The 9174-nt window shown below is 65.5% G+C and carries 6 protein-coding genes; 2 read left to right on the plus strand and 4 right to left on the minus strand.

Annotated elements, in window-relative coordinates:
* Positions 1–82: 82 nt before the first annotated feature.
* From ACT4OC_RS09550 to ACT4OC_RS09565, 4 genes are all read right to left on the minus strand, one after another.
* Positions 83–1147 carry a sensor domain-containing diguanylate cyclase gene (locus ACT4OC_RS09550; RefSeq protein ID WP_444838729.1) on the minus strand — a complete coding sequence of 355 codons (1065 nt, stop codon included), beginning with the start codon at positions 1145–1147 and terminating at the stop codon, positions 83–85.
* On the minus strand, positions 1147–4248 hold the full coding sequence (locus tag ACT4OC_RS09555; RefSeq protein ID WP_444838730.1) for a bifunctional diguanylate cyclase/phosphodiesterase: 3102 nt from the start codon (positions 4246–4248) through the stop codon (positions 1147–1149). The genes ACT4OC_RS09550 and ACT4OC_RS09555 overlap by 1 nt, the downstream gene beginning before the upstream one ends.
* Before the next feature lie 152 nt (positions 4249–4400).
* Entirely contained in the window at positions 4401–6164 is a 1764-nt protein-coding gene (locus ACT4OC_RS09560) for a putative bifunctional diguanylate cyclase/phosphodiesterase (protein WP_444838731.1), read from the minus strand.
* A gap of 176 nt (positions 6165–6340) precedes the next feature.
* The gene (locus ACT4OC_RS09565) at positions 6341–7303 is read right to left on the minus strand and encodes a sensor histidine kinase (protein WP_444838732.1); all 963 of its coding nucleotides are present in this window, start codon (positions 7301–7303) and stop codon (positions 6341–6343) included.
* Positions 7304–7486: 183 nt separating this feature from the next.
* On the opposite strand from ACT4OC_RS09565, the gene ACT4OC_RS09570 reads away from it, so the two are divergent.
* Complete coding sequence (locus ACT4OC_RS09570; protein WP_444838733.1) at positions 7487–8326, plus strand: SDR family NAD(P)-dependent oxidoreductase; 840 nt, start codon at positions 7487–7489, stop codon at positions 8324–8326.
* A gap of 132 nt (positions 8327–8458) precedes the next feature.
* On the plus strand, positions 8459–8950 hold the full coding sequence (locus ACT4OC_RS09575) for a cupin domain-containing protein (protein WP_444838734.1): 492 nt from the start codon (positions 8459–8461) through the stop codon (positions 8948–8950).
* Positions 8951–9174: the final 224 nt, after the last annotated feature.

Consider the following 9174-nt stretch of genomic DNA (forward strand, 5'->3'; position numbering starts at 1 on the left):
CCCCGTTCGCGTTGCGATGACGAAGCGCAATATAGGTGCGGCGAGGATCGCGCGGTAGGGCTTGCCTTTGCGGATGAACGGACTAGCCGCGCGCCGTTCGCGGCCGGTCCTGCGTCGGCTCGGCTGCCGCGCGCGTCAGCCGCGCTTTGGCCAGCTCCAGCAGCATGGTGTCGGTTGAGACGACGCGATTGCGGCCAAGATGCTTGGCGGCATAGAGCGCCTGGTCGGCCTGGCCGATCAGCCAGTCGGGCCCGACCACTTCCTGTCCGGGCAGGTAAGTGGCAACGCCGACGCTGAGGGTGACGCAGGCATCGTCCGCGGGCTCGCCGAGCGCGACGCGCATCTCGGCCACCGCATGGCGCAGCCGCTCGGCGACCGCGCAGGCGGCGCCCATGTCGGTATCCGGCATGATGATGGCGAATTCCTCGCCGCCGTAGCGGGTGGCGAGGTCGGTCGGCCGGATCGCGGTCCTGCCGATCACGCCGGCGATGTCGCGCAGGCACTCGTCGCCGCGCTGATGGCCGTGATTGTCGTTGAACAGCTTGAAGTGGTCGACGTCGGCGAACAGCAGCGCCAGCGGCCTGCCCGAGCGGTCGGCGCGCGACCATTCCATCTCGATCGCCTGGTCGAAGGAGCGGCGGTTGGCAAGCCCGGTCAGCGCGTCCTTGGCGGCCAGCGTCTTCAGCGCCATTTCGGCCCGCTTCTGGTCGGTCATGTCGCGCAGCGTCTCCACCACGGCGATCAAGTTGCCATCGTCGTCGTGGATCGGGCCGGCGTCAATCGCCAGATAGAGGTGATTGCCGAGCCGCGGCATCACGCACCAGTTTTCCGCGCTGGAGCCGACGCTGTCGTCCTTGGTGGCGACGAATTCCGAATAGAGATCGCCGATCAGGTCCTGGCGGCCGAGCGCCACGAGGTCGGCGAGGCAGTAGCGGTCGTCTTCGTAGAAGCCCTGCCAGTGATTGCGGGTGCCGAGCACCTCGGTGGCGGAAACGCCGGTCAGGCGCTCGCAGGCCCTGTTCCACACCACCACGCGGCGATCGGCGTCGATCACGAAGGTCGGGACCACCAGATGCTGCAGCAGGCGGGCGGCATAGTGGTTCGCCGCGTCGCTGCCCTTCCTCGGCCTGGCCGGATCCTGCGTCATCAGGCCACCTCCGCCACGCTGTCGGAGGTGGGAACCAGCAGCTTGCGCACTGCCGCGCTCGGCTTGGCGCCGGAGAACAGGAAGCCCTGCATCTGGGTGCAGCCGAGCGCGCGCAGCAATTCCTTCTGCTGTGCCGTCTCGACGCCCTCTGCCACCGTCGTCATGTTGCAGGAGGCTGCGATGTTCACGACCGCCTGCACGATCACCGACGAGCCGTCGGCCTCCGCGATGTCGGTGACGAAGCAGCGGTCGATCTTGATCTTGTCGAACGGAAAGCGCTTCAGGTAGCTCAGCGAGGAATAGCCGGTACCGAAATCGTCCAGCGCAATGCGCACGCCGATGGATTTCAGCTCATGCAGGATGGCGAGCGCCGTGGCATCGTCGCCGATCAGCACGGCCTCGGTGATCTCGATCTCCAGCCGGTTTGCCGGCAGACCCGAGGAGGCCAGCGCGCTGGCGATCTTCAGCGCCAGCGTCGGCTCGCGCAGCTGAATGGGGGAGACGTTGACCGCCAGCCGGACGTGCTGCGGCCAGTTGGCGGCTTCCGCGCAGGCCGTGCGCAGCACCCATTCGCCGAGCTCGACGATCATGCCGGTGTCTTCCGCAACCGGGATGAACGCGGCCGGCGAGATCATGCCGCGCTCCGGATGGCGCCAGCGCACCAGCGCTTCGCATCCCGTCACCTGGTCGCTCCCGAGGTCGACCAGCGGCTGGTAGTGGAGTTCGAAGCCGCCATGGGTCAGGGTCTGGCGCAGGTCCTGCTCCAGCGCGAGCCGCGCCTTGGCGCTGGCGTCCATTTCCGGCTCGAAGAAGCGATAGGTGCGGCGGCCGTCGGCCTTGGCGCCGTACATCGCGAGATCGGCGTTCTTGATCAGCTGGTCGATGTCGGTGCCGTCCTGCGGCGCCAGCGCGACACCGATCGAGGCGTCGGAGGACAAATGGTGGCCCAGGCACCGGAACGGCTGGCGCACCGCCTCGCGGATCCGCATGACGAAATCCAGCACGTCGTTGACGCCCTTGATGCCGGTCTGGATGACGGCGAACTCGTCGCCGCCGAGCCGCGCGATCAGGTCGCCCTCGCGGATGCAGCCGCGGATCCGCCCCGCCAGCGCCTTCAACAGCTCGTCGCCGACATGGTGGCCGAGCGAGTCGTTGATGCCCTTGAACTCGTCGACGTCGATGTACAGCAGCGCGAATTGCTCGCCGCGCGAGAGCTTCTGCAATTCCCGCTGCATCTGCTCGCGGAACAGCACGCGGTTCGGCAGGTCGGTCAGGGGATCGTAGTGGGCCAGATGCGCGATCTTCTCGTGGGCGCGGCGGCGCTCGGTCACGTCGTTGACCACGTTGACGATGTAGCGGATCTCGCCGGCATTGTCGCGGATGCCGATCCTGGTCGAGGTGATGTAACGCTTGCCGAAGGCCTGGCTGTCCCAGAGATGCTCGTCCCTGAACCAGCCGCCGGATTGCAGCGTCTTGTCGTCGTCGGCATTGATGACTTCGACGGATTGCTGCGGGAACAGGTCGGGAGCGGTCTTGCCGACGATCTCCTCGCGCGGCACGCCGAACTGCTCCGCCGCAACCCGGTTGGCGAGCAGGTAGCGGCGGTCGCGGGCGTCCTTGACCGTGATCTGCGAGGGGATGTGATCCAGGATCTGGTTCAGGAAGGCGTAGTTGCGGTCGCGCTCCTGCTCGAGCCGCTGCCGCTCGGTGACGTCCTCCATGGTGGCGACCCAGCCGCCCTGCGGCAGCGGGTGGTTCACGATGTGGAAGGTGCGGCCGTCCTTCGACTTGACGATCGAGGTGCTGACCTCGCCCCGCGCGACCCGGCGCTGGATATCGTCGTGGAACGCGACGGGGTCGCCGTCGAACGATCCCGTCGCATAGCGATGCCGCATGATGTCGAGCGAGGACGTGCCGGGTTTCACGAGGTCCGGCGACAGGCCGAACATGTCGATGAATCGCTGGTTGCGCAGCACCAGGCGCTTCGAGCCGTCGTACAGCACGAGCCCCTGGGTCATGTTGTTGAGCGCGGTGTCGAGCTGCTGCTTCTGCGCTTCCAGGCGCTGCTGCGATTCGCGGCTCTGCCGGACGATCTGCCGGATGATCAGGAGCATCGTCAGCCCGATCGCCAGCGTCAGCAGGCACGCACCCGAGATCAGGGCGCGGGTCTGGTCGCGCCAGTCGGCGAGCACGCTGGGCAGCGTCCTGGTCGCGACGATCGTGATCGGATAGTCGCGCAGCGGCGCGGCCGCGCCGAGGCGCTCCTGGCCGTCGACCGGGCTCTTGACCCGCATGGTCCGGATTCCGCCATGCGCCCGCACGCTGCTCACCAGCGGCGCGTTGGCGAACTTCTTTCCGATCATCGAAGCGACATGCGGATGACGCGCAATCAGCGTTCCATCGCCGTGGAACATGGCGATCGCAGCCCCCTCGCCGAGCGCGACGGAGGCGAAGAATTTTTCGAAACTGCCGGGGTCGATGTGACGGTCGATCACGCCGAGAAAGACGCCGTCCGGTCCGCTGAGGCGATGCGCAATGACCGTGGTCCAGCTGCCGGCGATGTCGCGGTCGACGGCCTTGGCGAGCACCGACATGTAGCGCGGGCCGGCTCGCAGCGCCGAGAAATAGGGTCGGTCCGAGATGTCGATCGCGGGCGGCGGCCACAGGCCGGAGGAGTTGATCAGCCGTCCGTCGACGCCGAAAATGCTGACGTCGCCGATATGGGACAGCATGCTGACCCGGGATTGCAGCAGTTCGTGCGCATCGATGCCGGACAGCTTTTGCCGGAGCTCGTCTGGCGAGGCCATCTGCGGAATTCCCATCCGGGCGATGACGTTCCGCGCGATGGTGCTGGAATCCTCGAACTGCTGGTCGAAATGGCGGGTCAGCAGCAGGATGGTGTTTTCGAGCTCGCGCTCGCCGTTCGTCAGCGCGCGCTCGCGGAACTGGCCGATCATGACGACGGTACCGAGCAGGATAGCTGCGGACAGGACGATGCCGCACGCCAGAATCCACGTCACGGGGCCGCGACGTATCCCCGCGGCGCGCGCCCCGTCGCTCGCCGCACCCCAGCCCGACATCCTTGCAAGCAATCCGCGCATCGCTCAAATCCCCGTATGCCCTGGATACGACACAACGAATGGCGTTCGCGTTAGGAAATCAGGTTACCTCTGCATTAATCGGCGATGCGTCCGCGCAGGTGCACGCGGCTTCGATGGTTAAGACGGCGTTAAGACCGGCTTGCACCCGTCGCTCAGCGGCGGTAACGCGCGGCGCGCGAATAGCCGCTGCGGCTTGCCTGCACCGGACGGCTGGCGAGGCTCGCGCGGGACTCGCTCGCCAGCGGCGTCGCCGGCTTCAGATCCTCGAGGAAAACCGGTTTGGAGAAGTAGTAGCCCTGGGCATAGCGGATTCTCGTTGCGGCCTGCAGGTAAGCCAGCTCCTCGTGACTCTCGAGCCCTTCCGCGACCACCGTCATGCCGAGTGCCTCCGAGAGCGACTCGATGGCGCGCAGAATGCCCTGGCTACGCGGCCTCTTGTGAATGTCGGTGATGAAGGAGCGGTCGATCTTGATCTCGTCGGCGGTGATGTCGGCGAGTGCCGACAGCGACGAATAGCCGGTGCCGAAATCGTCGATCGAGATGCCGACGCCGATCTTGCGCAATATCGGCAGGATCTCGTCCTGGAACAGCGTCTTGGTGACGAATGCGTCTTCCGTCACTTCGACCATGAAGCGCTTGGGAAACCCGGTTCGCTCCAGCGCCTGGGCGAACGTACGCATGAACTCGGCGTTGCCGGCCTGTTTCGCCGCAACGTTGATGCTGATCGTGGCGTCGTGACCGAAAGCGTCGTTGATCGGGTCGATCGATTTGACGATTTCGGCCAGCACCAGATGCGTGAGCTCGTCGATCAACCCGAGTTCGGTGGCCAGGTTGATGAAGGTGCCGGGCGCCTGGATCACGCCGGCGTCGTCGCGCAGCCGCACCAGCGCCTCGATGCCCATGACGTCGCGGGTGCGGATATCGACCTTGGGCTGGAAGGCGCAGCAGAAGCGCTTCTCCAGGATGGCCAGCCGCAGCGACTGCTCGACCTTCACGCGCTCCTGCGCCTCGCGTTCCATGCTGTCGTCGAAGAACGCGGCCTTGCCCTTGCCGGCGTTTTTCACGCGATACATGGCGATGTCGGCGTTGTGGCGCAGCGCGTCGTAGCTCCTTCCGTGCTCGGGATACAGGCTGACGCCGATCGAGATGGAGACGAAGACTTCCGAGCCGTCGATGAAGAAGGGCGCCTTGACCCGTTCCAGCATGAAGCGGATGAACTCGGCGACCTCTTCCTGCCCCTGGATGGGGTGCAGCAGCAGCACGAACTCGTCGCCGCTGATTCGCGACAGCATGTCCGAGACGCGCAGGTTCACGCCGATCCGGCGCGCCATCTCGACCAGCAGGGCGTCTCCGACGGCATGGCCGTAGTAATCGTTGATATGCTTGAAATTGTCGACGTCGAGGAAGGCGAGGGCAAAGCCCGAGGTGTCGGCGTCCGCAAGAAGCTTGTTGACACGATGCTCGATCACCCGCCGGTTGGGCAGGTCGGTCAGCTCGTCGTAATAGGCCGAGCGGAACAGCTGATCCTCGAACGCCTTCTGCTCGGTGATGTCGGCGGAGCTCGACAGCAGGAGATTGCGCTCGGCGATCCGTACCGGCTGGTGGCTGGTGAGGAACACCTGCCTGCCGCCGTCACGGACGAAGCTTTCCTCGACCACCAAGGCCTGTCCGGCGTCGAGAGCCTGGCGCGCGGTTTCGCGGCGATGCTCATGTTCCGGAATGCCGTCCGCCCCGATGCGCAATTGCAAGGCTGCGGCGTCGTTGACCAGCAGCACGCGGCCATGCTCGTCCTGTACAGTGACGCCATTCGGCAGCAACCTGAGAACATCGCGCAGGATGCTCAGTTCGGAAGCGGATTCGTCCTCGTTTCCGGACGCTGCGCCGGGTAGCGGGGCGTCGTTGCGGGAGCGGTGCATGAAGCCGACAGTGACCAAATCCGTTGTAGTTTTGATTAATGGAGCCGACAAAGCAGCGGCTGATCGCACCGGCCGCAGCATTTCGACCAGCGTTGCCGACGGACGTCATTAACAGAACGTCAACGCATCCTCGTCGGGCCTTTCGTTTTGCGCGCGTCTTGTCCGGAGAGCTGCGCTCAACTCGCCGGGATGCGACACTGCATGGTGCAGTGGACGCCGCTCCTGAGGAAGCTGATCTCGGTCTTGCCGTCGAATGGCCGCAGCGCCGAATTGAGCAGCTTGGTGCCGAAGCCGGGCTTGCCGATATTCTCCACCGCCGGGCCCTCGGTCTCGTCCCAGGTGATGCTGAGTCGGTCGTCGATTACCGTCCACGAAACCTGCAGGAACCCGCGCGCGGAAGCAAACGCGCCATACTTGCTGGCATTGGTGGCGAGCTCGTGAAACATCAGTGCCAGGCTGACCGCGAGTTTCGCCGGAAGGAACAGCGCATCGCCGTTCAGGTTGAAGCGGACGTGGCCGTAAGGCCCGAGCTCGGAGCGCAGGAGGTCGCGGATATCGCAGCCCGTGCCGTCCACCCGCGCGATCAGGTCGTCGGTCGCCGACAGCGCGCGGATGCGCCGGTCGATCGCGTTCCAGACTTGCGGCTGGTCGGCGAGAACCTGGTGCAGCACCGCGTGCACCGTCGCGATCTTGTTCTTCAGCCGGTGTTGCAGCTCATCGACCAGCAGCTTGCGGTATTCCTCCTCCTTGGACAGGCGCCTCGAGATTTCGCGCTGCCGCGCGGCGATGGCGCGGTAGTGCTCGACGCCCCAGATCGTCACCGCGCACACCGCCCAGTACATCAAGAGCAATACGATGCGGGCCGAATCCGCCCTTGCCTCGCTGAAATCGACCGTCATGCCGAATGCACCGGCGGCGATGGCCGTCAGGATGCCGATGCGGTAGCCGCCGAACATGGTCGCCAGTACCACGGCCGGAAAATACGGCGTGAAGAACACGTCGGGCCGGATCTGCGCCAGTCCCCACCGCGCCAGGGTCGCAACCGCCAGGCAAAGGACGGCAAAGCCGATGGCGAGCGGCAGCGCCGGCTGGGCATCCCCCCGCCAGCCTCGCCGGAATTCGTCGATCAATTTTGCCATTGATTCGTTACTTCACGTGATCGGCGGCACCAAATCATGGCCGAGCATAAACCAAAACCGGTGTTTCCCGGAGCCGCGCCCGCCGCGAGCATGTCGCCTCGTCGCACCCCGACGGCTTGCGCCGGTTCCTTGCTGCGGAGATAGTGTCCCGAACGAAACCGTTTTTTGACAAGGGGAGACGCAATGGGACGGCTGGACGGCAAGGTTGCGGTGATCACGGGCGCAACGAGCGGCATCGGGCTGCGCACCGCGGAAGTGTTCGTTGCCGAAGGCGCGAAGATCGTCATTGCGGGCCGCCGCATTCCCGAGGGCGAGGCGCTGGCCGGCCGGCTCGGCGCTGCCTGCATCTTCCGCCAGACCGACGTCACCCAGGAAGACCAGATGCGCGCGCTCATCGCGCTGGCGGTCGACAGGTTCGGCAAGATCGATTGCCTGTTCAACAATGCCGGCGGGCCGGCGCAGACCGGCGGCATCGAGGGCCTCGAGGTCGACCGCTTCGATGCCGCCATGGCGACCCTGGTGCGCAGCGTCATGCTCGGCATGAAGCACGCCGCGCCCCACATGAAGAAGCAGGGCTTCGGCAGCATCATCAACAACGGCAGCATCGCCGGGCGCCTCGCCGGTTTCTCCTCCTCGGTCGTGTACGGCGCAGCCAAGGCGGCGGTGATCCATCTCACCCGATGCGTTGCGATGGAGCTCGGCGAGTCCAACGTGCGCGTCAACTCGATTTCGCCCGGCGCGATCGCGACCGGCATCTTCGGCAAGGCGCTGGGCCTTTCGACCGAGGCTGCCGAGAAGACGCCGGCGGTGATGCGCGAGGTCTACAAGGCCGCGCAGCCGATCCCGCGCGCCGGCCTGCCCGACGACATCGCGCATGCCGCGGTGTTTCTCGCCAGCGACGAATCCTCCTTCGTCAACGGCCACGATCTCGTCGTCGACGGCGCCATCACCGGTGGCCGCAACTGGACGCAGCAGCAGCAAGGCTATGTCGCGCTGCGCAAGGCGTTCGATCAGGGGGCGTGAGGCTCGCACCGGCATCTCCACCGTCATTGCGAGCGAAGCGAAGCAATCCATCTTTCCTCCAATCAGCTTGGATTGCTTCGTCGCTTCGCTCCTCGCAATGACGGTTGAGACAATTCTTGAGGAGTGAAAGGAATGTTCGCAACCGCAGCCTTCAAACTACCGGATGTCCGCACGTTCCACTTCGCCGTCGTCGCGGGACTTGCCTGCGCCTTCCTGATCGCGAAAGCTGCGCCGCTGACCCGCGACGTCGTTGCCGCCGTGATCGAGCCGCTCTGCATGACATCGGCAACTTCGCAGGACGTCGTCGAGCCGATCTCCTCGCACGCCCTGCCGAACGTGCCGGGCAAGCGCGTCACCGTGGTGCGCGTGTTCTACGGCCCCGGCGGCTTCACCCCGCCCCACACCCATTCCGGCTCGGTCACCGCCTATGTCACCAAGGGCGAGATTCGCTCCCAGCTCGGCGGCGGCCCGGTGGAGACGTTCAAGGTCGGGCAGTCCTTCTTCGAGCCCCCCGGCTCGACGCACCTGGTGTCGGCCAACGCCAGCACCACCGAGCCCGCCGAGCTGATCGCGATCTTCGTGGCGGATGAAGGCGCACAGCTGACGACGCTGCTGAAGCAGTGAGGGAGCGCAGGCTTGTAGGAACCGTAGGGTGGGCAAAGGCGCTCTTGCGCCGTGCCCACCTTCACTTGCGACCGTGCTAGAAGGGTGGGCACGCTCCCGAGGCTGGGCAAGTATTCGGAAGGCCTGTCAACTCGTAGAAAGTTCATTCTCTGCACTGCTTGCGCAATGACGGCAACAGAATATTTTCGGCGCTATGGCGTCGGACTGCGAATGGATTTCTACTG

Origin of the sequence: Bradyrhizobium sp., assembly GCF_052389815.1 — a bacterium.
In the GTDB taxonomy this organism is placed as follows: Bacteria; Pseudomonadota; Alphaproteobacteria; order Rhizobiales; family Xanthobacteraceae; genus Bradyrhizobium.

What these genes read in the sequence shown, in the direction of transcription:
- ACT4OC_RS09550 (WP_444838729.1), bottom strand. Translation starts at nt 1,147, where the DNA reads ATGACGCAGGATCCGGCCAGGCCGAGGAAGGGCAGCGACGCGGCGAAC.
- ACT4OC_RS09555 (WP_444838730.1), bottom strand. Translation starts at nt 4,248, where the DNA reads ATGCGCGGATTGCTTGCAAGGATGTCGGGCTGGGGTGCGGCGAGCGAC.
- ACT4OC_RS09560 (WP_444838731.1), bottom strand. Translation starts at nt 6,164, where the DNA reads ATGCACCGCTCCCGCAACGACGCCCCGCTACCCGGCGCAGCGTCCGGA.
- ACT4OC_RS09565 (WP_444838732.1), bottom strand. Translation starts at nt 7,303, where the DNA reads ATGGCAAAATTGATCGACGAATTCCGGCGAGGCTGGCGGGGGGATGCC.
- ACT4OC_RS09570 (WP_444838733.1), top strand. Translation starts at nt 7,487, where the DNA reads ATGGGACGGCTGGACGGCAAGGTTGCGGTGATCACGGGCGCAACGAGC.
- ACT4OC_RS09575 (WP_444838734.1), top strand. Translation starts at nt 8,459, where the DNA reads ATGTTCGCAACCGCAGCCTTCAAACTACCGGATGTCCGCACGTTCCAC.